This window comes from Devosia elaeis, from assembly GCF_001650025.1.
Taxonomy (GTDB): Bacteria; Pseudomonadota; Alphaproteobacteria; order Rhizobiales; family Devosiaceae; genus Devosia; species Devosia elaeis.
In genome coordinates this window covers 36,824-59,388 of record NZ_LVVY01000065.1, presented here as the reverse complement: position 1 = coordinate 59,388, position 22,565 = coordinate 36,824, and the positions used below count along the sequence as shown (strand labels likewise).

The 22,565-nt window shown below is 62.8% G+C and carries 17 protein-coding genes; 8 read left to right on the top strand and 9 right to left on the bottom strand.

Going from position 1 to position 22,565, the window contains the following annotated elements; all coding sequences use genetic code 11:
- Positions 1-18: 18 nt before the first annotated feature.
- Positions 19-939: a LysR family transcriptional regulator gene (locus A3840_RS04340; RefSeq protein WP_067452441.1), complete on the bottom strand. Its 921-nt coding sequence runs from the start codon at positions 937-939 to the stop codon at positions 19-21.
- Positions 940-1,353: 414 nt separating this feature from the next.
- On the opposite strand from A3840_RS04340, the gene A3840_RS04335 reads away from it, so the two are divergent.
- The 6 genes from A3840_RS04335 (at position 1,354) to A3840_RS04310 (ending at position 8,443) form a co-directional block, all read left to right on the top strand.
- On the top strand, positions 1,354-2,931 hold the full coding sequence (locus A3840_RS04335; protein WP_082903642.1) for an ABC transporter substrate-binding protein: 1,578 nt from the start codon (positions 1,354-1,356) through the stop codon (positions 2,929-2,931).
- A 55-nt stretch (positions 2,932-2,986) separates the two neighbouring features.
- Positions 2,987-3,964, top strand: coding sequence for an ABC transporter permease (locus A3840_RS04330; RefSeq protein WP_067452438.1), 978 nt, complete (start codon positions 2,987-2,989; stop codon positions 3,962-3,964).
- Positions 3,961-4,872 (top strand): ABC transporter permease, encoded by a 912-nt coding sequence (locus A3840_RS04325; RefSeq protein WP_082903641.1) that lies wholly within the window; start codon positions 3,961-3,963, stop codon positions 4,870-4,872. The genes A3840_RS04330 and A3840_RS04325 overlap by 4 nt, the downstream gene beginning before the upstream one ends.
- Positions 4,869-5,876 carry an ABC transporter ATP-binding protein gene (locus A3840_RS04320; protein WP_067452435.1) on the top strand — a complete coding sequence of 336 codons (1,008 nt, stop codon included), beginning with the start codon at positions 4,869-4,871 and terminating at the stop codon, positions 5,874-5,876. Before A3840_RS04325 ends, A3840_RS04320 begins: the two co-directional genes overlap by 4 nt.
- Positions 5,873-6,886, top strand: a complete 1,014-nt coding sequence (locus A3840_RS04315; protein WP_067452432.1) for an ABC transporter ATP-binding protein — start codon at positions 5,873-5,875, stop codon at positions 6,884-6,886. The genes A3840_RS04320 and A3840_RS04315 overlap by 4 nt, the downstream gene beginning before the upstream one ends.
- Positions 6,887-6,949: 63 nt before the next feature.
- The gene (locus tag A3840_RS04310; protein ID WP_067452429.1) at positions 6,950-8,443 is read left to right on the top strand and encodes an amidohydrolase; all 1,494 of its coding nucleotides are present in this window, start codon (positions 6,950-6,952) and stop codon (positions 8,441-8,443) included.
- Between the two features lie 182 nt (positions 8,444-8,625).
- Here the strand turns inward: A3840_RS04310 and A3840_RS04305 are convergent, their stop codons facing one another.
- From A3840_RS04305 to A3840_RS20115, 7 genes are all read right to left on the bottom strand, one after another.
- Positions 8,626-9,462 (bottom strand): MBL fold metallo-hydrolase, encoded by an 837-nt coding sequence (locus tag A3840_RS04305; RefSeq protein WP_067452426.1) that lies wholly within the window; start codon positions 9,460-9,462, stop codon positions 8,626-8,628.
- 3 nt (positions 9,463-9,465) lie between these two features.
- Positions 9,466-10,245, bottom strand: a complete 780-nt coding sequence (locus A3840_RS04300; protein WP_067452423.1) for a TatD family hydrolase — start codon at positions 10,243-10,245, stop codon at positions 9,466-9,468.
- Between the two features lies 1 nt (position 10,246).
- Entirely contained in the window at positions 10,247-11,797 is a 1,551-nt protein-coding gene (metG, locus tag A3840_RS04295; RefSeq protein WP_067452419.1) for a methionine--tRNA ligase, read from the bottom strand.
- Positions 11,794-12,819, bottom strand: a complete 1,026-nt coding sequence (locus A3840_RS19945; RefSeq protein WP_067452416.1) for an AAA family ATPase — start codon at positions 12,817-12,819, stop codon at positions 11,794-11,796. The genes metG and A3840_RS19945 overlap by 4 nt, the downstream gene beginning before the upstream one ends.
- Positions 12,816-13,502: a dTMP kinase gene (gene tmk, locus A3840_RS04285; RefSeq protein WP_067452413.1), complete on the bottom strand. Its 687-nt coding sequence runs from the start codon at positions 13,500-13,502 to the stop codon at positions 12,816-12,818. The genes A3840_RS19945 and tmk overlap by 4 nt, the downstream gene beginning before the upstream one ends.
- 388 nt (positions 13,503-13,890) lie before the next feature.
- A complete protein-coding gene (locus A3840_RS04280; RefSeq protein WP_245676545.1) occupies positions 13,891-15,033 on the bottom strand; it encodes a D-alanyl-D-alanine carboxypeptidase family protein in 1,143 nt (380 codons plus the stop codon).
- 62 nt (positions 15,034-15,095) lie between these two features.
- Positions 15,096-16,142 carry a septal ring lytic transglycosylase RlpA family protein gene (locus tag A3840_RS20115; protein WP_281180542.1) on the bottom strand — a complete coding sequence of 349 codons (1,047 nt, stop codon included), beginning with the start codon at positions 16,140-16,142 and terminating at the stop codon, positions 15,096-15,098.
- 268 nt (positions 16,143-16,410) lie between these two features.
- Between A3840_RS20115 and metH the strand changes: the two genes are divergently transcribed.
- Entirely contained in the window at positions 16,411-20,172 is a 3,762-nt protein-coding gene (gene metH / locus A3840_RS04270; protein WP_067452408.1) for a methionine synthase, read from the top strand.
- Between the two features lie 340 nt (positions 20,173-20,512).
- A complete protein-coding gene (locus A3840_RS04265) occupies positions 20,513-20,869 on the top strand; it encodes a hypothetical protein (protein ID WP_067452398.1) in 357 nt (118 codons plus the stop codon).
- A 207-nt stretch (positions 20,870-21,076) separates the two neighbouring features.
- On the opposite strand, the gene A3840_RS04260 is transcribed toward A3840_RS04265, so the two are convergent.
- Positions 21,077-22,549 carry an NAD(P)H-hydrate dehydratase gene (locus tag A3840_RS04260; protein WP_281180541.1) on the bottom strand — a complete coding sequence of 491 codons (1,473 nt, stop codon included), beginning with the start codon at positions 22,547-22,549 and terminating at the stop codon, positions 21,077-21,079.
- Positions 22,550-22,565 lie beyond the last annotated feature (16 nt).

Genomic DNA, 22,565 nt, shown 5'->3' with positions numbered 1-22,565 from the left:
GCTGCACCAAGCCTAGGCTCAGGCAGAAGCCGATCGCTGCTGTATATCCCCGCTAATCGCGTCGACCGCCTTGAGGTAGGCGTTGACGACTGGACGCATGACGCTTTTCCTACGTATGGCGATGCCGATCTGTCTGGTCCAGGTTGGACCAGACATGTTCAACGGCGTGAGTTTGGCGTCCGCGGCATGGGCATAAGCACTGGTGCGTGTCAGATAGCTCAACCAGTTCGAACCGATCAGCATGGCAATTTGCAGGTTTGATGATGTCGTTTCGCAGGCAGCCTGGGGTAGCGGCAATTGGGCCGTTGCGAACAGGGAATCGAGTGCAAGCCTGTCCGGATCGGGCCGGGCCGGCAAAATCCAGTCGTAGGCGCACAGATCCGATGTATTGACCGTTTGTTTCGACGCGAGTGGGTGGCCGCGGTCAGCAACGATATCGACCGGAATTTCGAGGATCGTTCGGAATTCGATCTCTTCTGCCGGAAAATCCCTGGGCCTGGTCATTACGGCAAGGTCGAGCGAGCCGTTGATCAGCAGGTTGAGCAGGGCAGGGCTCAACTCCTCGTTGAGTGTCACGGCAACGTCCGGATGCGTCCCGAGAAATTGGCGCGTGGCCTTCGGGACGATTTCCCTCATGGCAGTGGCGTTGGCACCCACCCTGAGGAGGCCTCTGCGTGCGCCGCGCATGGCATCCAGTTCGTTGCGTGCCTCGTCGCTGAGACTGAGAATGACTTCGCCATATTCGATGAGCCTGTTGCCATACTCCGTGGGCTTGACGCCCCAAGGGCCCCGATCCAGCAACCGCACACCAATCGACTGTTCCAATGCCCTCAGGCTTTTGCTCAGCGCTGGTTGCGTGACATTAAGTGCGTTGGCAGCGATGCCGAAGCTGCCGTGGCGAGCGACGAAAACCAGATTTCTAAGCTGCCGAAAATCCATGTCGCGCTCCGGTCACGTGCGAGACGCCAGCTGCGACGGCGCCCAGATCACATGGCTGAATTACCCCGGCCAAACCAGGATTGCAATATAACTACTATTCATGACTCGTGCCGTGATAGTTTATTGAAATGCATATATCCATGCGCAAACAATGGCGTCCTGTCGCTCGCAACGCGTGACGCCGCCGTCCCTTCGGCAGTTGGCCTGGCTGAACAGCGATCGACCAATGTGCCGCTTTTCTAGGCGTTCATTCGCCAAGTTTCGCGATCGCAGGAGGTCCGCCTCCCTGTTCAAAAGTCACGAATAAGCTCTGCGGGGCAGGTGACGAGGGAAAAATTGAGCAGGTTGGACCATTTAGGATATGCCGAACGGGAATGCCTTGCGTGACTGCGCGGGGTGATAAAGGAGAGAAAAATGCGCCTCTTTACAGGCAAGCTAGCCACCTCCGTGGCGGCATTGATGATTGGGGCCATGCCCCTGCATGCGGCAGACCTGATGATTGGCATCAAGTCGGAACCCAGCTCGCTCGACCCCCAGTTCCACGTGCTTGCAACCAATATGCAGGTTGCGTTCACAATGTTCGAGCCGCTTGTGATGATGGACGCTTTTGCGTCGCCGCAGCCGGCGCTCGCCGAAAGCTGGGAAAATGTGAGCCCGACGGAATGGGTGTTCAACCTGCGCAAGGACGTGACGTTCTCTGACGGTTCGCCCTTCACCGCCGAGGACGTGCTGTTTTCCTTCGATCGCGTCGCCAAGGTCCCCAACAGCCCCAGCGCCTACACTCTGTTCACCCGTCAAATTGAAAGCGTTGAGGCCATCGACGACCATACGGTCAAGATGACGACGTTCCAGCCGTATCCTCTGCTTGCCGCCGACATCACGTCAGTCGTGATCATGTCACATCTCGCCGCCGCCGGCGACGCGCCCGAAGGCAAGACGACGACTGAGCTCAACCGCGGCGAAGGTCTGATCGGCACCGGTCCATTCAAATTTGTCTCCTGGCAAAAGGGCGCTGACTTTGTGGTCGAGCGCAATCCGAACTATTGGGGCGACGCGCCCGAATGGGACAAGGTCACCATGCGCCCAATGACCAATGCTGCTGCTCGTGCCGCCGCGTTGCTCTCCGGCGACATTGCGGTCATGGAAGATCCGCCGACTGCAAACCTCTCGGACTTCGAAAACAACCCAGACCTCACCATCGCCAAGGCGCCGGCGGGCCGTGTTGTCTACATCGCGCTCGATCAGCAGGATCGTGAAAGCCCCGGTATTTCCGGTACGGACACCAACCCGTTGATGGATGCTCGGGTCCGCGAAGCCCTGTTCATTTCCATTGACCGCCACGGCATTGTCGATCGCGTGATGGGTGGCCTGGCCGAACCCGCGGGCGATCTGGTTCCTGCCCACTTCCTCGGTTCGAGCCCGGACCACGCGACCGCGCCGACCGTCGACGTAGAACGGGCCAAGGCTTTGCTGGCCGAAGCCGGCTATCCCGGCGGGTTCTCGATCGTGCTGGGTTCGCCAAACGGCCGTTACGTCAACGACGTCCGCATTGCGCAGACTATCGCATCCATGTGGAGCCGCATCGGCGTAACGACGGAGGTCGAGGCTTCGGCGCCGCCGGTATTCTTCCAGAACCGCGATGAAATGAAGTACAGCGCCTATCTGGGTGCCTGGGGCAACGGCAGCGGGGAGAACCTCACCACGCTGAATGCTCTGGTCAATACCTATGATCGCGAACAGGGCAAGGGCACCGCCAATGGCGGCCGCTATTCCAATCCCGAGGTGGATGCGTTGCTCGCCGAAGCAGCCTCCACCATGGACGACGCAGCGCGTGGTGCGATTCTATCCAAGGCCGACGCCGTGGTTCTGGACGACTTCGGCATCATCCCAGTGCATTACGAAGTGCCAGTCTGGGCCTTGCGCAATGGTCTGACGATGGAAGGCCGCGCTGATCAGTACACGCTGCCCCAGTATATCGTCAGCGCAGAATAACTCCGTTTGGCCCCGGTGCATGCCGGGGCCAATTCAATCACCGGGGAACGGTCCAGTGCTCGTTTTCATCATCAATCGGCTCATCCAGGCTGCGGGAGCAGTGGTCGTGATGTCGATGCTGGTCTTTATCGGCCTCTACCTCATCGGCGACCCGACAGCGATGCTTGTCAGCCCCGAGGCGAATGATTTGGAACGCGCCGCCGTGCGGCAGGCGTTCGGTCTCGATCAACCCATCTGGATGCAATACCTGACCTTTGTCGGCAACGCCGTTCGCGGCGACTTTGGCCGCAGCTTCCTGACTGGCCAACCGGCCATGCAGCTCATTCTCGAGCGCATGCCGGCGACCATCGAGATGGTTGTGGTTGCCATCGGCTTTGCCGTCCTGGTCGGCGTGCCGCTCGGTATGCTGGCGGGTTTGCGTCCCAAGGCTGCCTCCACAAAGGCCGTCATGACCGTTTCCATCCTCGGATTCAGCTTGCCGACCTTCTGGATCGGGCTGATGCTGATCATGTTTTTTTCGGTCTATCTCGGGCTGCTTCCTGCTTCGGGGCGGGGTAGCACGGTGAATGTCGCCGGAGTGTCGTTGAGTGTTCTGACGCCCGACGGCTGGCGCCATCTCATCCTGCCCGCACTGACGCTGGGGCTGGCCAAGGCGGCACTCATCATTCGCGTGACGCGGGCCGCCACCCGCGAAGTGCTCCCGATGGACTACATCAAGTTCGCCCGTGCCAAAGGCGTTCGTCCGCGCCGGGTTGTGGGCGTTCATCTCCTCCGCAACATCCTTATTCCGATCGTCACGGTGACCGGGCTGGAGTTCGGCCAAGCAGTGGCCTTCGCCGTAGTGACCGAAACAGTGTTCGCCTGGCCCGGCATGGGCAAGCTGCTGATCGACTCCATCATCATTCTCGATCGCCCCGTCGTCGTCGCTTACCTCGTCCTGATGGTGTTCTTCCTCATCATGCTCAACCTCGTTGTCGATATTCTCTACATGGCGATCGATCCCACGGCGCGTGAAAAGGTCCGCGACCAATGAGCATTGCATCACCACAAGCGCCAGTTGTTGCGGTTGAAACCCCGTTTCAGCGGCTCAGGTCCCAGTTTCTGGAAAACCGGTTGGCCACCTTCGGCCTGATCCTTCTCGCGCTTATAATTGTACCTTCTGTGCTGGCGCCCTGGGTCGCACCACAGAACCCGTTCGATATTGGTAAGCTCGATATTTTCGAATCCCAATTGCCGCCGGGCAGCGTTTCGGAATCGCTTGGCATTACCTACTGGTTGGGCACCGATGGGCAGGGCCGTGACGTGCTTTCGGCAATCCTTTACGGCATGCGCACCAGCCTGGTCGTCGCCTTCGTATCGGTGACTGGGGCGTTGCTAATCGGCGCTACTGTAGGTCTCACGGCGGCCTATTTCGGTGGGAAAGTCGATGCGCTGCTCATGCGTATTGTCGATCTGCAGCTTTCATTCCCGGCGATTCTGCTTGCCTTGATCATGCTGTCGGTCCTGGGGCAGGGCATCGACAAGGTGATCATTGCGCTGATCGCGGTCCAATGGGCGTACTTCGCGCGAACCGCCCGAGGAACGGCGCTGGTCGAGCGCAACCGCGAATATGTGCAGGCGGCTCGTTGCCTCGCCCTCTCGCCGCTACGCATCATTTTCAGACACATGCTGCCCAACTGCATGCCGCCGCTGATCGTCATCGCCACGATCGATCTGGCGCATGCCATCGCCGCTGAAGCGACTCTGTCCTATCTGGGCATCGGTGTTCCAGTGACCCAGCCATCCCTGGGCATGCTCATCGCAAACGGTTTCGAGTTCATGCTTTCGGGGCAGTACTGGATCTCGTTCTGCCCTGGAATCGCGCTGGCCCTCATCATCGTCGCCATTAATCTGGTGGGCGACCACTTGCGCGACATTCTCAACCCGAGGAGCGCACAATGATCCCGACAGATAATGCGCGCGCTCAGGACGCCGGAAGTCTGCTGTCGATAAAGGGCTTAAAGACGTATTTTGCGACGCGCGCAGGTGTCGTGAAGGCAGTCGATGGTGTCGACATTGAATTGGCAAAGGGCGAAATCCTGGGCCTTGTCGGAGAGTCCGGCTCGGGCAAATCCATCACGGGCTTCTCCATTCTGGGCCTGATCGATCCGCCCGGTCGCATCGTCTCCGGATCGATGAGCTATAACGGGAAAGACCTCACGGCGCTGGACGAGGAAGGCTGGCGGCAGCTGCGCGGCGGCGACATCGCCATGATCTTCCAGGATCCATCGATGACGCTCAATCCGGTTCTGCGGATTGACGCCCAGATGATCGAGGCCATGCAGGCCCACGCCAATGTCGGCCCGGCCCAGGCCTACGCACGGGCACGCGAAGTTCTCGTCATGGTTGGCATCCCGTCGCCCGACGAACGCCTGCGCAGCTATCCCCACGAATTGTCGGGCGGTATGCGTCAGCGTATCGCCATTGCCATCGCGTTGATGAACAAGCCCGGCTTGATTATCGCCGATGAGCCCACGACCGCTCTGGACGTCTCGATCCAGGGTCAGATCATCCACGAGATAAAGAAGCTGTGCCGGCAGGTCGGCACCGCCTTGATCTGGGTCACCCATGATCTTGCCGTGGTCGCAGGCTTGGCCGATCGCATCGCCGTCATGTATGCGGGCCGCATCGTCGAACTCGGCACGGCCGAGGAAATCATCGAAAATCCGCGACACCCCTATACGAAGGGGCTGATCGAGTCTGTTCCGTCCCGCTCGACGCGCGGTAGTCGCCTGCACCAAATCCCGGGCATGACGCCGTCGCTGCTCAACTTGCCACAGGGCTGCGCCTTTCGGGAGCGCTGCGCTTATGCCGTTTCCGCCTGCGGTGATGAACCGCTCAATACAGTCGAGGCCGGGGGGCGAACCTACCGCTGCTGGAACCCGTTGGGAGGGCCCCGCCCATGACGACGCAACCGAATGCCGAGGCGATCCTCGAGTTTCAGGGCCTGACCAAGACCTTCGTGACACCGATCGGGGTTATCGGCCACGTCGCCAATCTGTTCGGCGCCAGGGTGAAAAAGACGGAAATCAAGGCGGTGGCCGGTGTGGACCTCCAGGTCCGACGCGGCGAGGTCGTCGGCATTGTCGGCGAGTCGGGCTGTGGGAAATCAACGGTCGCGCGCATGCTGGCCGGCATTTCCAGCCTATCTGCAGGTGAAATCTCCTATCAAGGCGTCCGTTTGCCGGACATGACGAGAGAACAGCGCCGGGCATTCGACCTTGGCGTGCAGATGATCTTCCAGGACCCGTTCGCCTCGCTCAATCCGCGTATGCGAGTCGTCGACATTATCGGCGAGCCTGCCGTGGTTCATGGTATCGTGAAGTCCTCCGAGAAACGCGACTACGTCATCGAACTGATGGAAAAAGTTGGCCTTTCGGGAGCCTATGCGGATCGGTATCCGCATCAATTCTCCGGGGGACAGCGCCAGCGCATCGGCATCGCCCGCGCTCTTGCCGTGAAGCCGTCCATACTCATCTGCGACGAAGCGGTAGCGGCTCTCGACGTTTCAATCCAGGCACAAGTTCTCAACCTTTTCATGGACTTGCGCGAAGAATTTGACCTGACCTACTTATTCATTTCGCACAATTTGGGTGTGGTCGAGCATATCTCGGACCGCGTGGTCATCATGTATCTCGGCAAGGCGGTCGAGGTGGCCTCGACCGAGGACCTATTCGACAATCCGAACCATCCCTATACGCGTTTGCTCCTCGACCAGCTGCCGTTGCTCGAGGCGCGTGAACGCGACTACCAGCCCATAATCGGCGAGCTCCCTTCGCCCTTGGATCCGCCGCCGGGCTGTCCTTTTCATCCCCGCTGCCCTCACGTCATGGACCGCTGCAGAAGCGAAATGCCGCAATTGCTGCCTGTCGGCCCGGACCGGGTTTCAGCCTGCCACTTGAACGCACCGGTCTGAACGCCTGGTCGCTTCGTAGCTCTCCAGGTCCAGCAGTGTGAAAATTCCCTTTTGAGTAAGAACATGACCACCACTACCCCTTTTGTCGGCAATGATATTCTCGGTACCGAACAGATTGCCCGCTGCGCCGATCGCAAGGCAGATGTCTATAAAGATTTGAGTGATCGCATTTGGGGGATGCCGGAGCTGCGCTTCGAAGAGCATCGTTCTGTCGAAGAGCATATCCGGGCACTCGAAGCCGAAGGCTTCTCCATCCAACGGAATCTGGCTGGCATTCGCACCGCCTTTATGGCTGAGGCGGGGGAGGGGGACCTGACCATCGGATTCCTGGGAGAGTTCGACGCCCTCGCTGGGCTTTCGCAGGACGCCGGGCTGACCGAATATCGCCCGCTCAAAGAGGGCGGCAATGGCCATGGCTGCCACCACAATCTGCTCGGCGCCGCGTCGATTCTTGCTGCAGTAGCGCTGCGCGACGCTTTGGCAGAATCCGGAATTTCGGCTCGGGTGCGCTATTACGGATGCCCCGCAGAAGAGGGCGGCTCGGGCAAGACATACATGGCGCGCGAGGGCGCCTTTGACGATCTCGATGCGGCTTTCTGTTGGCATCCGAGCGACTATAACGCAGTCATGTCGGCTGCCACTCTCGCCAATTTCCAGGCCTATTTCCGATTTACCGGACGCAGTTCCCATGCCGCCGTGAGCCCGCAAGTTGGGCGCAGCGCGCTTGACGCTATCGAGTTGATGAATGTGGGCATCAACTACATGCGCGAGCATATGCCGTCTGAAGCGCGCGTGCATTACGCCGTGACGGACACGGGCGGCGTATCCCCCAACGTCGTGCAATCGGTCGCCGAAGGGCTTTATCTGGTCCGTGCACCGCGCCTCGATGACGTCCGCACGCTGTTCGGCCGTGTACAGAAAATCGCAGAAGGCGCTGCGATGATGACCGAGACCAAGGTCGAAATGATTTTTGATCGCGCCACTTCAGGTGTCTTGCCAAACCGCCCGTTGGAAGAGGCGATGCGCGAGGAGTTCGAGCGCTTGGGCGCGCCGGCCTTCGACGATGACGATTTCGATTTTGCCGATCGGCTGAGTGCCGCCGCTCTGACGGATGCCGACCGCCGCGCCAGCGCCCAGTCTCTCGGGGTGCCGACACATTTCACGAAGTCGCTACACGACGAGATTTTGCCCCTGCCTGCCGAGCCGCGTCTGTTTTTTGGGTCTACCGATGTCGGCGATGTCAGTTGCATTGTGCCGACCGCACAATGTCTTGTTGCTACAACCGCCATTGGTACGCCATTCCACACGTGGCAAACCGTGACGCAGGGCAAGCTGCCCGCGGCACACAAGGGGATGATCACGGCGGCAAAGGTGATGGCGGCGACGGCCGCCAAGTTCATCCGCGACCCAGACCTGAGAGCCCGTGCCGCCGCCGACCTGATTGATCGGCGTCGAGGCGAACCGTACACATCGCCACTACCGGAAGGGGTGGTGCCGCCGAGCAACTCGACATCGAACCGACGCTCAGCAGCTCAATCGTCAGGCGATCTTCTCTAATGGAGAACGCCAACCTCTCGTTGCGGGATTAGCAAGGCTACGTTTTTGGCCGAACAGCCTCCCAAATCCGCGCATCCGATTTTCGTATAATATATATTATGGAACTTTTCTGAATGGAAAACCCGAGGATTTTATGGGCTTTCCGGTTCTACCACGCTTTGGCTGCCAGAGGATAAGTCCGGTCAGCGATTGAGGATGCGGCCGGCGATGATGTCGATCTGCATGCCGTCGAAGGCCGGCGTGACATTGTCCGGAGTCGCGGCTTCGGTCGTGGCGTAGTCGAGATCGATATGCATGTCGGTGAGCACGGCCTGGCGCGGCTGGAAATGCGCGATCAGATCCAGCGTTTCCGGCAGGCTCAGATGGCTCGGATGCGGTGTCGGCCGCAAGGCGTCGACCACCCAGATCGCGAGCCCGCTGACGGCGGCATGAGCGCTTTCCGGAATGCCGGACAGATCGCAGCTGTAAGCGAAACCGCCCAGCCGGAAGCCCAGCGAAGTAATATCGCCGTGCAATTGCAGGAAGGATTGCAATTCCAGCGTGCCGCCCGGGCCATCGACGGAAACTATCGCGCCGGGCTCGATTTCATGGGCATTGAGGATCGGCGGATAGGTGCTGCCCGGCGGCGTCGAAAAACAATAGCCGAAGGCTTCGCGCAGGCGTTCGCCGCATTCGCGGGTGAAATAGACGTCGACGCGCCGGCGATTGTGCAGTGCCAGGACGCGCAGATCGTCTATGCCATGGGTATGGTCGGCGTGTTCGTGGGTATAGAAAACGGCGTCCACGCGATCGACCCGGGCATCCAGCAATTGCTCGCGCATATCGGCGCCGGTATCGATAAGTATCCGTGTCGGCTCGATAATTCCGTCCCGCCAGGCCTCGATCAGCAACGAGCAGCGGCGGCGGCGATTGCGTTTCTCGTCCGGATCGCACAGGCCCCAATCATTGCCGATCCGCGGGACGCCGCCGGAGGAGCCGCAGCCCAGTATGGTGGCGATGATCCGGTCGGGCGCGGCCATGGCTCAGACTATGCCGGTCTTGGAGAAGAGCCGGCCGAAATTCGCGGTCGTTTCGCGCCCCACCTGTTCGAGGCTAAGTCCCCGGATTTCCACGAGTTTTTCTGCCGTATGACGGACAAAAGCCGGCTCGTTGGACTGGCCGCGATGCGGGATCGGCGCCAGATAAGGCGCGTCGGTTTCGACCAGATAGCGGTCGGCCGGAACGATCTTGGCAACCTCTTGAATTTCCTGCGCATTTTTGAATGTCACAATGCCGGAAAACGAGATATAGCCGCCCAGGGCCAGGGCGCGCTGGGCGAGGTCCATGCCGGCGGTGAAGCAATGCAGAACGAAGGGGAAGGCTCCCTGCCCGGCTTCTTCTTCGAGGATGGCCGCCATGTCGTCGTCGGCGGCGCGGCTGTGGATAACCAGTGGAAGATTTGTGATTCGTGCTGCCGCGATATGCCGGCGCAGGCCGATGGCCTGGGCCTCGCGCGGGGCGTTGTCGTAGAAGTAATCGAGACCCGCCTCGCCGATCGCAACGCAGCGCGGATGGGCGCTCAGCCGCACCAAGTCCTCGATTTCAATATGCAATTCCTGATCCGCATTGTGCGGATGTGTCCCCACGGAGCACCAGACGTTGTCGAAACGTTCCGCCAGTCCGGCATATGTGGAAAAGTTATCCACCCTTGTGGAAATCGTCACCATGCCGGTGACGCCCGCCGCCGCCGCACGGGCCATCACCCCGTCCAGATCGGCGGAAAGGGCGTCGAAATCGAGATGGCAATGGGAGTCGATCAGCATGTCACTCGGCCGGTTTTTCGAGGCGCGCAAATACACCTTGAGGTGACGGCAGCTCCGTATTCGCTAGCAGACTGTTGACGTTGAGCGCGGCCGAAAGCGTCCTTTGGTCATTTTCGACGCCCAATTGGTCAAGAAGGCGCGAAGCCGAGGCCGGAACGAAGGCCAGCATCGGAATGGCAAGCCGACGAACGGTGTCGGCGGTGACATAGAGCACGCTGGCCATGCGGGCCGGATCGGTCTTCTTGAGGGCCCAGGGCTCCTGCGCGGCGAAGTAATTGTTGGCGGAACTGAGCGCGGCGATTATGGCGCCGGTGGCTTCATGGACGAGCTGCTGGTCCATGGCCTTCTGCGCGGTTTCGAGTGCCTCGGTGACCTCGGCGATGATGGCCTTGTCGGCATCGGTCAGGGCCCCGAGTTCGGGCACCCTGCCCTCGCAGTTCTTGTTGATCATGGACAGCGAACGCTGGGCAAGATTGCCGAGATTGTTGGCCAAGTCGGCATTGACGCGGTTGACCAGCTTTTCATTGCTGTAATCGCCGTCGCTGCCGAAGGAGACCTCGCGCAGGAAGAAGTAGCGCACGGCATCGGCGCCGAAGGTTTCGACCAGATCGAACGGGTCGATGACATTGCCCAGCGATTTGCTCATCTTCTGCCCGTCCACGGTGAGGAAGCCATGGGCGAAGACGCGGTGCTGCACCTCGAGGCCGGCGCTCATCAGGAAGGCGGGCCAATAGACGGTGTGGAAGCGGATGATGTCCTTGCCGATGACGTGCAGGTCGGCCGGCCAGAATTTCCTGAACAGCTCGTTCTGCTCGTCGGGGTAGCCGACGCCGGTGATGTAATTGGTCAGCGCATCGACCCACACATACATGACATGGCCCGGCGCATCGGGAACCGGAATACCCCAGTCGAAGGTGGTGCGGGATATGGAGAGGTCCTGCAGCCCGCTCTTGACGAAGGAGATGATCTCGTTGCGCCGTTCCTTGGGCGCGATGAAATCGGGATTGGCCTCATAGAGGTCGAGCAGCTTCTGCTGATAGGCCGAGAGGCGGAAGAAGAAGGTGGGTTCCTCCACCCATTCGACCTCGGCGCCGGAGGGAGCGAAGCGCTTGCCGTCCTTCTCGGTCAGCTCGTCCTCGTCGAAATAGGCCTCGTCGCGCACCGAATACCAGCCCTTATAGGTGGACTGGAAGATATCGCCATTGTGGCTCGCCGCCATCTTCTTCCAGATGGCCTGCGAAGCCTCGAAATGGCGCGGCTCGGTGGTGCGGATGAAATCGTCGTTGGACAGGTTCAGCGCCCCGGCGAGCCGCAGGAATTCGCCGGCATTGCGGTCGGCCAGCTCGCGCACCGGAATGCCTTCCCTGGCGGCGGTCTGCACCATCTTGATGCCGTGCTCGTCCGTACCGGTGAGGAAATAGACCTCCCTGCCCTCGAGCCGCTTCCAGCGCGCAATGGCGTCGGTGGCGATCATCTCATAGGCATGCCCGATATGGGGGGCGCCATTGGGATAGGAAATCGCGGTCGTGACGTAAAAGGGCTTGCTGTTCATACTGGCTCGGCGGGACTGGCGATGAGGGCGCAATGCTTCCGGATGGAATCGAAGATCACCGCCAGCGTCTGCTTCATATCGAGATTGACGCTGTCGGCTTCGGCCAGAAGTGCGTTCGCCTTCTCCCATAGCTCGGTGGCCGAGGCAAGCCGCCTACGCTGGCCCGGCTGCATGGCCGCCTCGCGCATTTCGCCGGCCAGCCAGTCATTGAGGATTTCGCGGGCAAAAGACATGTCCGGCCCCTGCGGATTGCTGCCCAGCGCGTCGGCGAGCAGCAATTGGGCGGCGATGGGCGTCGCCTCAGGGTCGCGCAGCCAAAGGATCAGCGCCCCCACGGGGGAATCCTCGGCCAGGGCCAGGGTTTCGAAGGCGCGTCGGGGGCGACCACCGGCCAGCTGGATGGCCCGGTCGAGCGCGGCGGCATCGATATCGGGGAGGCTCCCGGAAACCACCTGCGCCAGCAGATCGTCCGGCAGTGGGCGCAGGGCCAGGTTGTGGCAGCGCGACTTGATGGTGGGCAGGAGCGAGCCGGGGCGGTGCGAAATCAGGAAGAACGTGGTGTCGGCGGGCGGCTCTTCCAGGGTCTTGAGCAGACCATTGGCGGCATTGGGATTGCAATCGTCGATGGTATCGAGAATGGCGATGCGGTGCCCTGCCCGGCCCCGCGTCTGCTGCAGGGTGTCGCGCAATTCGCGGATATCCTCCACCCGGATCACCGAATAGAAGCTCTTGCTGTCCTTGGGGCGGCGGCGCAGCACCGAGAGATTGGGATGCGAAAAGGCGGCGATCTGCTCGCGGACGCGGGTGGCGTCCTCGTCTCCCGTCGCGGTGAGGATGGCGGCGGCCAATTCGAACGCCAGGGTCGCCTTGCCGATGCCCTGCGGCCCATGCAGCAGGATCGCGCCCGGCAGCCGGTGCTCGGCCAATTGCGCGAGAATGGCGGCGCGGGCGGCATCGTGGCCCCGGGCCGCCTGCCTGTGTTCGGGCAGCGGCAGACCGTCGAGAGCGGCGGGATCGGTCACGCGTCCGGCCCGCCCTGCAATTCGGGAAACCGTTCGCTGACCACCGACCAGATGGCGTTTTCAAGCGCGGCCTCGTCCTGCTCGGCCGAGATCACCACGCAGCGGTCCGGATTGTTGCCAGCAATATCGAGGAAGTTCTGGCGCAGGCGGCGATGCCATTCCAGTTCCTCCTTCTCGAAACGGTCGCCGGTCAATTGCAGCCCGTCCTCGAGCGTGCGTTGCTCGACGCGACGGAAGGCGATTTCGGGGTCCATGTCGAGCACGATGGTCAGGTCCGGCGTATGGCCATCGAGCGCCAGATCTTCCAGCGCATTGATCAGCCGGTCGTCGACGCCGCCGGTGAGCCCCTGATAGGCGCGGGTGGAATCGCAGAAGCGGTCGGAAATCACCCAGGTGCCCTTGGCCAGGTTGGGCGCGATCAGCTCGTTGACGTGGTCGAGGCGGGCGGCAGCGAACAAAACGGCCTCGGCACCGGCGCCCCAGGCCTCGGACCGGCCCTGGAGGATGAAGGAGCGTATGGCTTCCGCCTTGGGCGTGCCGCCCGGCTCGCGGGTACGCACGACTTCGACGGCATGACGACCGAGATTGGCGAGCAGCCGCCGCACCTGGGTCGACTTGCCCACGCCTTCACCACCTTCGAAGGTGATGAAGCGGGCTTGGCGTCGATTGGGCGCTTCGAGCATTGGCGGGATGATTCCTTGGGTCGGTTTATTTTATAGCGTTTCAGCAGGTGATGAAACGCCGCTGGCAGCGAGAGTGTCAACGATGGCCGGCCCCTCTCGCTCTTCAAGGAAAGCATTACTTTGGGACTTCCCTAGGCCATCGGTTCATCGCCTCCCTCCCCCTTGAGGGGAGGGATAGAGGGTGGGGGTTCTGCACCATCCAGGAACGCGGCGTTCGCTGGAACCGCAGAACCCCCACCCCGGCCCTCCCCTCAAGGGGGAGGGGGCCATGGAGCCGAGCACGCCGCGCGAGCCTGAGCGTCCAAAGTGGATACCTCCCCCTTGACGGGGGAGCCGCGAAGAGCCCTCGGGTCAAGCCCGAGGGTGACGAGCTGTGACACGTTACAAGTCAAAGCCAGCCAATCGCCAAATGCTTGAGCGCATCAGTTGCCCGGCGGATCAGGTCGCCCTGGCCGACATCTTCGGCGGCGTAAAGCGGGGCGGCCTGGACCAATTGGTCGTTGCAGAAGACGCGCAATTCGCCGATCCGGTCGCCCTGGCGCACAGGCGGCAGCAACGGGGCGGTATAATTGAGGGTGGCGGTGAGGCATTGGCGCGAGCCGCGCGGCAGGTAGAGCGCGATCTCGCCATCGCCCACCATGGCGACATTGGGCGCTTCCCCGCCATAGACATCGGCATAGCCGACCACGGCGCCATCGGCATAGGGGGTGATGCGCTCGAAGGCCCGCTGGCCCCAGGTCAGGAGCTTGCGACCCTCCTCGGCGCGCTCGCGCATGGAGGTGAGGCCATGCACCACGCCGATCAGCCGGCGGTCGCCCTGAGCGGTGGAGAGCACGGCGCCGTAGCCGGCGGCCTGGGTATGGCCGGTCTTGAGGCCATCGACGCCGATCCCGACCTCGATCAAGGAATTGCGATTGGCCTGCTTGATATTGTTCCACTCCATCTCCGGCTCGGCGAAGTAGTGGTAGAATTCGGGGAATTCGCGGATGAGATAGCGGCCAATTTCGGCCAGGTCCCGGGCGGTGGAATACTCATCCGGATCGGGAAGCCCGGTGGAATTGGTGAAATTGGAGCCTTCCAGACCCAGCTCGCGCGCCAATTCGTTCATCATGGCGGCAAAGGTCGGCTCGGTGCCGGCAATGCCTTCGGCCAGCACGATGGCGGCGTCGTTGCCGGACTGGATGATGACCGAGCGGATCAGGTCCTCCACGCGGATCTGCGAATTGAGCTCGGCGAACATGGTCGAGCCGCCCGAGGCGGCGCCGCCGGTGCGCCAGGCATTTTCGGAGACGAAGAAGGTATCGTCGAGGCTGACGCGGCCCGCGCGGATTTCGTTGAACACCACGGCCAGGGTCATCAGCTTGGTCATGCTGGCGGGCTCGAGCCGCGCATCGGCGTCCTTCTGGAAGATCACCGCGCCCGATTCATAATCCATGAGGACGGCAAAGCGCGCCTTGGTGTCGAAATCGACCTGCGCGAAGACCGGCGCCGCAAAAACCATGAAGGCGGCGATGATGGTCAGCACTCTCACGGAAAGGCCCTTCCCCTCTTGCGCCCGAACCGCGCGGAATTCGGGGCGGACGGGCATTTCCACTAATAGAGAACTATATCGTGCAGGCCAAGTTCCCGGGCCAGGCCGGAGACGTCGTCCGGGCCGACGCCGGGCTTCAAATATGTGAGAGTGAGCCGGGTGGCGGCGCGGCCATCGGCGGTGACGGCATCTTCGGCGACCGAACCGAGCAGCGCGAATTCCTGCGCCAGGCGCGCGGCATTGGCCGGGTCGGCATAGATACCCAGCCCGATCTGGACCTGGCGATTGTCGGCATCGACCGTCGCCGCCCAGGCGGCCAGGTCGGCATTGCCCGCAGCCATGGCATTGGCGGCCGCATGGGCCGAGCCGATAGCGGCATCGGCTTGTTGCGCATTATCAGCATACGAGAACAAGCCATTGAAAAAATTGGTGGTTATCCCCACCAGGCTGCGATCGCTCTGGCCGCCGGAACTGGCGACGCGGATCGGGCCATTGTCGTAATCGGCCGGGCCGGAATAGGAGGCGACCAGGGTGCGGGTATCGTCGCCATTGAGCGGCGCCTCGCCCACATATTCCACCGTCACATTGGCCGAACCCTTGTTGACGTAGCCCAGCATGGAGGCGGCGCGATAGGAGAGGTCGATGATGCGGCCCGAGACATAGGGGCCGCGATCGTTGACGCGCACCACCAGCGAGCGGCCATTGTCCTGATTGGTGACGCGCACATAGGAGGGCAGCGGCAGGGTCGGATGGGCGGCGGTGATGTGATTGGCCGAGAAAATCTCGCCATTGGCGGTGCGGCGGCCATGGAAATCCGAACCGTACCAGGAGGCAGTGCCCGCCGCCGAATAGCTCGGATCGTGCTGCGGCACATAGGTCTTGCCGCGCACCGTATAGGGCTTGCCCACCTGATAGCGCCCGCCGCCGCGCGGCGGATTGGGATTGCTGGTGACGCGCGGGGAAACGGCGACGCCATATTCGCTGGAGGTGAAGGCACTCCGCTTCACCGTGGCGCCGAGCCCGCCACCCGTGGCGCAGGCGGCGATCATGGGAAGGATGAGGGCCGAAAGGGCAATCATGCGGACGGTGCTGCGCCAGGAGGTCGTCACGAGGGGCAATACTCTATGAAATCAGAACTTTTCGCGCGAAAGGATAACGCGACAGCGCCCGGTTTCACAGAAAGGAACAATTTTACGGTTTAGGAGACGTTAAGACCAACGAAGCGTTAGCGCCAAGGGTAGCATTTTCGCTCCGACGCTGCCGCGGCGCGATCCTTTGCCACGCAGCGCCATTGCCGCTTGACTGATATAAAGATATCTTTATGTCATGACCGGCGCCGTAAGGCACCTGCCCCTATAGATGAAAGAGAGGACGGCGATGAGCCCCTCCCCTGCCCCGATTTCGGATCTGCCCATTCCCGATTGGAAGGATGTGCGCGCCGCCCTGAGCAAGGCGATGGCCGAGCGCATCCTGATCCTGGACGGGGCCATGGGCACCATGATCCAGCGGCTGGGCCTGGAGGAGGAGAATTTCCGCGGCGAGCGGTTCAAGGACTGGAGCCACCCACTCAAGGGCAATAACGACCTGCTCGTCCTCACCGAGCCGCGCATGATCGAGGATATCCACTACGCCTATTACATGGCCGGGGCGGATATCGTGGAGACCAATACCTTCTCGGCCACCGCGGTGGCGCAGGCCGACTACGCCTGCGAGGAAGCGGTCTACGACATCAATTACCAGGGCGTCGTGGTGGCGCGGCGGGCTGCCTTGCGCGCCGAGGCCGAGGACGGCCGCCGCCGCTTCGTGGCGGGCGCGCTGGGGCCGACCAACAAGACCTCGTCCATGTCCACGGACGTCAACAATCCGGGGCATCGGGCGATCAGCTTCGACGAATTGGTGGAAGCCTATGGCGAGGCCATTCGCGGGCTGGTGGATGCCGGCGCGGACCTGCTGCTGTTCGAGACCATCACCGATACGCTCAACACCAAGGCCGGCATTTTCGCGGCGCAAAAACTGTTCGAGGAACGCGGCATCGACGTGCCGATCATGATCTCGGGCACGATCACCGACCTGTCGGGCCGCACCCTGTCGGGGCAGACGCCGACCGCGTTCTGGTATGCGGTGCGCCATGCCAGGCCGATCACCATCGGGCTCAATTGCGCGCTGGGCGCCGACCTGATGCGCGACCATATCGCCGAGCTTTCGGGCGTGGCGGACACCTTTGTCTGCGCCTATCCCAATGCCGGCCTGCCCAATGAAATGGGCGCCTATGACCAGACGCCCGAACAGATGGCCAGCCAGTTGCAGGCCTTTGCCAGCGACGGGCTGCTGAACATCGTCGGGGGCTGCTGCGGCTCGACGCCGGACCATATCCGCGCCGTGGCGCAGATGGCCGCGCAATACAAGCCGCGCGCCGTGCCCAGGGCCGACAAGCTGCTGCGCCTGTCGGGGCTGGAGCCCTTCACGCTGACCAGCGACATTCCCTTCGTCAATATCGGCGAGCGCACCAATGTCACCGGCTCCGCCCGCTTCCGCAAGCTGATCACGGCCGGCGACTACACGGCGGCGCTCGACGTGGCGCGCGACCAGGTGGCCAATGGCGCGCAGGTCATCGACATCAACATGGACGAGGGCCTGATCGATTCCAGGCAGGTGATGGTGGATTACCTCAACCTGCTGGCCGCCGAGCCGGACATCGCCAAGGTGCCGCTGATGATCGACTCCTCCAAATGGGAGGTGATCGAGGCGGGCCTGAAATGCGTGCAGGGCAAGGCGCTGGTGAACTCCATCTCGCTCAAGGAAGGCGAGGAGCAGTTCATCCATCACGCGCGGCTGGTGAAAGCCTATGGCGCCGCCGTGGTGGTGATGGCCTTCGACGAGACCGGGCAGGCCGACACCAAGGAACGCAAGGTCGAGATCTGCGCCCGCGCCTACAAGATCCTCACCGAAGTGGTGGGCCTGCCGGCCGAGGACATCATCTTCGACCCCAATGTCTTCGCGGTGGCGACCGGCATCGAGGAGCACAACAATTACGGCGTCGATTTCATCGAGGCGACCCGCGAGATCACCCAGCGCCTGCCCCATGTGCACATCTCGGGCGGCATCTCGAACCTCTCGTTCTCGTTCCGCGGCAACGAGCCCGTGCGCGAGGCCATGCATGCCGTGTTCCTCTATTATGCCATCCAGAATGGCATGGACATGGGCATCGTCAATGCCGGGCAATTGGCGGTCTATGAAAGCATCGACCCCGAATTGCGCGAGGCCTGCGAGGACGTGATCCTCAACCGGCGGCCGGATTCGACCGACCGGATGCTGGAAATCGCCGAGCGCTACAAGGGCCAGGGCGGCGGGGCCGGCAAGGAAAAGGACCTGTCCTGGCGGCAATTGCCGGTCGGCGAGCGCATCACCCATGCGCTGGTCAACGGCATCACCGAATATATCGAAGGGGACACCGAGGAAGCGCGCCAAACCTATGACCGGCCGCTACACGTCATCGAAGGGCCGCTGATGGCCGGGATGAACGTGGTGGGCGACCTGTTCGGCTCCGGCAAGATGTTCCTGCCCCAGGTGGTGAAATCGGCCCGCGTGATGAAGCAGGCCGTAGCCTATCTGCTGCCCTTCATGGAGGCGGAAAAGGCCGCCAATGGCGATGCCGCCGGACGCCAGAGCGCCGGCAAGGTGCTGATGGCGACGGTGAAGGGCGACGTGCACGATATCGGCAAGAATATCGTGGGCGTGGTCCTCGCCTGCAACAATTACGAGATCATCGACCTGGGCGTCATGGTGCCGAGCCAGAAAATCCTGGAAACGGCCAAGGCCGAGAATGTCGACATCATCGGGCTTTCGGGCCTCATCACCCCGTCGCTGGACGAGATGGTGCATGTCGCCTCGGAAATGGAGCGCGAGGGTTTCGACATTCCGCTGCTGATCGGCGGGGCAACGACGAGCCGCGTGCATACGGCCGTAAAAATCCATCCGCGCTATGCGCGGGGACAGGCCGTGCATGTTAACGACGCCAGCCGCGCCGTCGGCGTGGTGTCGAACCTGCTGTCCGACGACAAGATCGCGTTCATCGAAGGGGTCCAGGCCGAGTATGCCAAGGCCGCAGCGGCCCATGAGCGGGCCGAGGCGGAAAAGAAGCGCCTGCCGCTGGAGGTGGCGCGCGCCAATGCCTTCAAGCCGGACTGGACGGGTTATGCGCCCCCTGCCCCGAGCTTCCTCGGCACGCGGGTCTTCGAGGATTTCGACCTGGCGGAACTGGCCCGATACATTGATTGGACACCGTTCTTCCAGACCTGGGAGCTCAAGGGGCGCTATCCGGCCATCCTGGAAGACGAGCGGCAGGGCGAGGCGGCCCGGGCGCTCTGGGCCGACGCCCAGAAGATGCTCGCTCGGATCATCGACGAGAAATGGTTTGTTCCCAAGGCCGTACTCGGCTTCTGGCCGGCCAATGCCGTGGGCGACGACGTGCGCCTGTTCACCGGCGAGGACCGGCAGGAGGAACTGGCCACCTTCTTCACGCTGCGCCAGCAATTGTCCAAGCGTGACGGCAAGCCCAACATGGCGCTGAGCGATTTCGTGGCGCCGCTGGACAGCGGCAAGCCGGATTATCTCGGCGGCTTCGTGGTGACGGCCGGCATCGAGGAAGTCGCCATTGCCGAGCGGTTCGAGCGCGCCAATGACGATTATTCCTCCATCCTGGTGAAGGCGCTGGCCGACCGCTATGCCGAAACGCTGGCCGAATTCATGCATATGCGGGTGCGGCGGGAATTGTGGGGCTATGCGGCCGACGAGACGCTGACGCCCGACGAGATCATCCTGGAGCAATATCAGGGCATTCGGCCCGCGCCGGGCTATCCGGCCCAGCCCGACCATACGGAAAAGACCACGCTGTTCCGCCTGCTCGACGCGGAGAACAGCGTCGGCGTCACCCTGACCGAAAGCTATGCCATGTGGCCGGGCTCGTCGGTTTCCGGGCTCTATTTCTCCCATCCGGACGCCTATTATTTCGGCGTGGCCAAGGTGGAGCGTGACCAGGTGATCGACTATGCGCAGCGCAAGGGCATGGACGTGGAAGAGGTCGAGCGCTGGCTCGGGCCGATCCTGAACTACATGCCGGGCAAGGTGGCGGCGGAGTGATGGTGGGGCGGAGGCTGCCACACGCTCGATGCGCACCCTCCCCGCAAGAGGCGGGGCCATCACATATAGCCAAATGTCTCGCGCGTGCCGGCACCCCCTCCCATCCTCCTCGCCTCAAATCTCTCCACCGGAGAGATTTGCCCTGCGGGACGGGTCGGAGCCCGTCAAGGGGGAGGTGCCGCATCCAGTTTGGGACCGGTTTTTGTGTCAAACACCGGCCCGGCACCCTCCCCCTTGCGGGGAGGGTTGGGGAGGGGGATGGTCCCCTCGATCTTATCGGCTCAGCGCTACCCGAGTGGGGAAGGTGCCGCGTCTCTGGCTCCCGAAGATCGAGCGTAGGATGACCATGCCTCATATCGAGCCCATCCCCGTCACCCTGATCACAGCGCCGGGACAATTGGTGCCGCTGGATGCCGACACCGCGCTGATCCGGCTGCCGGCCAATTCCGGCCATGGGCATGCCGATGGCGAGGTGTGTATCGCCTGCGCGAGCCAGACCGATGTGCGGGCGCTGCTCTACAATCTGCTCGAGGAGCAGCGGCGCGAAATGCGTCCCGCCTTCCGGCGCGTCGTGGTCGATGCGCGCGCCGTGGCCGATCCGCAGCAGGTGGTGCTGGCTCTGACCGGCAAGCTGCCGGCCCAGGCGCTGCGCGACCATAGCGTGGCGCGGATGTTCTATCTGGTGGGCACCGCGTAGGCTGGATGGCTAAAAGTGGACTGTTTTAGGGGCATCTAACCCAATCCGGATCGTCACCCTCGGGCCTGACCCGAGGGTTCTTTGTTTTTGGGTGTATCGCAAACGCCCTCGGGTCCAGCCCGAGGGTGACGATCCGTGGGTGGGGATGGTTCCTCTTAAAGGTGAGGGACGCGAAAGGGCCGTGATTCCAGCTGAATGTGAACCGCTCTAACCCGCCAAATCCTTCAGCACCGGCGGCAGGAGGGGCGGCAGGTCCTCGCTGAGCATGCCGGGGCCGCCGAAGCGTTTCGCGGCTTCGGCATGCAGCCAGACGGCGGCGGCCGCCGCCTCGAACCCATTCATGTTCTGTGCCAGTAGACCGGCAACGATGCCGGCGAGCACGTCCCCTGCCCCCGCCGTGCCCAGCCAGGGCGGGGCATTGTCGTTGATGGCGGCGCGGCCATCGGGCGATGCGATGACGCTATCGCTGCCCTTGAGGATGACGATGGCGCCGGAGCGGCGCGCGGCCTGGCGCGTCCGATCGAGTTTGCTGCCCTTTATCGCTCCGAACAGGCGGCCGAACTCGCCCTCATGCGGGGTCAGCACCACCGGCGCCTTGCGCGCGCGAATGGCGGCGAAGAGGCTTTCGGGATCATCGGCAAAGCTGGTGATGGCGTCGGCATCGAGGATGGCGGCGGCCTCGCTCTCGAGTATGGCGCGGGTTCTCGCCTGGGTTTCGGGGCCGATGCCGGCGGCGGGGCCGATGATGACCGCATTGATCCGGCGGTCGGACAGCAAGGCCCCGAGATCGGCGACGCTTTCATGCGGCTTGAGCATGATGGCAGTGACATGGGCGGCGTGGACGCGCAGGGCGTCCTCGGTGCCGGTGAGGGTGACGAGGCCCGCGCCGGCGCGGAAAGCTCCCTCCGCGGCCAGGCGCGCGGCGCCCGTCTGCAAGGGTCCGCCCGACAGCGCCAGGACATGGCCGCGGCTGAACTTGTGATCCTCGGCGCGCGGCACCGGCACGGACCAGAGGCCAGGGCGATTGCGCCAGGCCCGGGCATGGATGGCATCGAGCAGGGTTTCGGGAATGCCGATATCGGCGAGCACCAGCATCCCGCAATGGGCGCGCCCCGGCAACAGCAGATGGCCGGGCTTGCGGCGGAAAAAGGTAACGGTGCGCGTGGCGCGGACGGCGCTGCCGCGAACCTCGCCGGTCGCGCCGTCAATGCCGCTGGGCATATCGATGCTGACCACGGGCAGGCCCGAAGCATTGATCCTCTCGACCAGCTCGGCCAGCGCGCCGGTCAGGTCCCGGTCCAGCCCCGCGCCGAGCAGCGCATCGACGACAAGGCCGAAATCCGCCAGCCGCAGGTTCGATAGCGGAACCTCCGAACCCTGCCATCGCGCCGCCATGGTCGCCGCATCGCCCTTCGGTTCGGCCGCGCCGGCACGAGCGAGCGTAACTGGCCAACCCTGCGCCCGGAGCTGGCGGGCGACTACATAGCCATCTCCACCATTATTGCCCGGCCCGCAAAGCACCAGAACGGGCCGGGGCGCAAAATGCGCTGCGATATCGGCCGTGACGGCCCCGCCCGCCGCTTCCATCAGGGCCAGGGAATCGATGCCGGTCTCGACCGCGAGCGCATCGGCCCGGGCCATTTCCTCCGGCGTCAGCAGGATGTCCGCGGACCTGTTCACGCCGGCCCCGCAAGAG

Excerpts from the sequence above, each read along its gene's own strand:
- A3840_RS04340 (WP_067452441.1), bottom strand. The coding sequence starts at position 939 with ATGGATTTTCGGCAGCTTAGAAATCTGGTTTTCGTCGCTCGCCACGGC.
- A3840_RS04335 (WP_082903642.1), top strand. The coding sequence starts at position 1,354 with ATGCGCCTCTTTACAGGCAAGCTAGCCACCTCCGTGGCGGCATTGATG.
- A3840_RS04325 (WP_082903641.1), top strand. The coding sequence starts at position 3,961 with ATGAGCATTGCATCACCACAAGCGCCAGTTGTTGCGGTTGAAACCCCG.
- A3840_RS04320 (WP_067452435.1), top strand. The coding sequence starts at position 4,869 with ATGATCCCGACAGATAATGCGCGCGCTCAGGACGCCGGAAGTCTGCTG.
- A3840_RS04315 (WP_067452432.1), top strand. The coding sequence starts at position 5,873 with ATGACGACGCAACCGAATGCCGAGGCGATCCTCGAGTTTCAGGGCCTG.
- A3840_RS04310 (WP_067452429.1), top strand. The coding sequence starts at position 6,950 with ATGACCACCACTACCCCTTTTGTCGGCAATGATATTCTCGGTACCGAA.
- A3840_RS04305 (WP_067452426.1), bottom strand. The coding sequence starts at position 9,462 with ATGGCCGCGCCCGACCGGATCATCGCCACCATACTGGGCTGCGGCTCC.
- A3840_RS04300 (WP_067452423.1), bottom strand. The coding sequence starts at position 10,245 with ATGCTGATCGACTCCCATTGCCATCTCGATTTCGACGCCCTTTCCGCC.
- metG (WP_067452419.1), bottom strand. The coding sequence starts at position 11,797 with ATGAACAGCAAGCCCTTTTACGTCACGACCGCGATTTCCTATCCCAAT.
- tmk (WP_067452413.1), bottom strand. The coding sequence starts at position 13,502 with ATGCTCGAAGCGCCCAATCGACGCCAAGCCCGCTTCATCACCTTCGAA.
- metH (WP_067452408.1), top strand. The coding sequence starts at position 16,411 with ATGAGCCCCTCCCCTGCCCCGATTTCGGATCTGCCCATTCCCGATTGG.
- A3840_RS04265 (WP_067452398.1), top strand. The coding sequence starts at position 20,513 with ATGACCATGCCTCATATCGAGCCCATCCCCGTCACCCTGATCACAGCG.